This is a genomic window from Cupriavidus lacunae, from assembly GCF_003353055.1.
Taxonomy (GTDB): domain Bacteria; phylum Pseudomonadota; class Gammaproteobacteria; order Burkholderiales; family Burkholderiaceae; genus Cupriavidus; species Cupriavidus lacunae.
In genome coordinates this window covers 1-1,212 of record NZ_QKWJ01000234.1, presented here as the reverse complement: position 1 = coordinate 1,212, position 1,212 = coordinate 1, and the positions used below count along the sequence as shown (strand labels likewise).

Genomic DNA, 1,212 nt, shown 5'->3' with positions numbered 1-1,212 from the left:
GCTTGCCTTTACCCACAACTTCCGGCGGCTTACTCGTTTTTCTGGAAGATCCGATACATTTCGGTGATTTCGTGCAAAACGAGGAAGCCGCGCCAGAGGACAGTAGCACCGGGGGGATCGTCGTTTTTGCGACCCAGGTAGCCACCGAGCTTGGCGATCCAAAGGACCGCTTCGCTGAGTTTGGGTGCCTGCTCCGGTGGCTTGGTTGTGCCGTGCGTGCGGCAGTACAAGGCCTGCCATTCGAGCGATTGCAGTAGCACCGAGCAAGGGATATCGGCTTCGAGCCGGCCCAGCATAGTCGAGTACAAGATGCGCCAGCCGATTACGGCGAACAGCGCCGTGGCCCGCAGGAACCGCTCCAGCGTCCCGAACTGCCGGGCTTCGATCTGGCAGCCACTTTTCAGGACACGATGCCAGGATTCAATGGTCCAGCGACGGGCGTACCAGCTCAGCCGTTCGAGCACATCTTCCAGCGTTTGGGTGGGCATCGAACTGAGCAACATCCATTCGAGCGGCTCAACGCCTTCGGGCGGGTCGATTTCCAGCGCGTGAATGGCAAACACTTCGAGACTCGGTAGGGCCTCTGCACCGCGGCTGCGTGGCGGTCGCAGTTGGACGGGCACACAGCGCAAAGCCAGTCGGGCGCTACGCGCCTGCCTGGCGCCGCTCCTGGGCACGTGCAGTACGGTCTCCCCAAGTACAGGAGCCGCAGCAACCGTCTCCCACAGATACTTCTCTGGGTGGTCCACGCCCCGATTCCAGGCGGCCCGCACCAACCAGTCCACCCCCGCTGGGCGCGGCGCCAGGAACACGTCATACACATCGCCCTCGCGATCGCTGACGGCAACAAGGTGCGTGTCCGGACACTGCATCTTGAGCGGCTCAAGGCATTCCAGCCCCTCCAGCCACTTCACGCTTTCCTTGTCACGAATGGACAGCGCCCGGCGCTGCCTGGCCTTGCCCGATGCTTGCGGCTCACGCACCCACGTCTTCATGCTCAACACGCCCAGTGGCAGGCCCTCAGGCGTCACCGCCAGCACGCTGTGCAACATGAATCCGTGCAAATTGCCGCCCGTGCCGTGACCAAGTCCCTCAGTCGCGGGCAAATTTGCCAGATTGAATTCCGTGGTGTCCTGCACCGCCAATACGACAGGCACCTGCTGCATGCGACCCACGGTTTGAGCGACGTGGCTCGCCAGTATTCCGTCCGGG

The 1,212-nt window shown here is 62.6% G+C and carries 1 protein-coding gene; it reads right to left on the bottom strand.

Translation table 11 applies throughout. The annotated features are described in order from the left end of the window. Window positions 1-29: 29 nt before the first annotated feature. On the bottom strand, window positions 30-1,212 hold a 1,183-nt coding region (locus DN412_RS42860), incomplete at its 5' end, for an IS4 family transposase (RefSeq protein WP_115216996.1).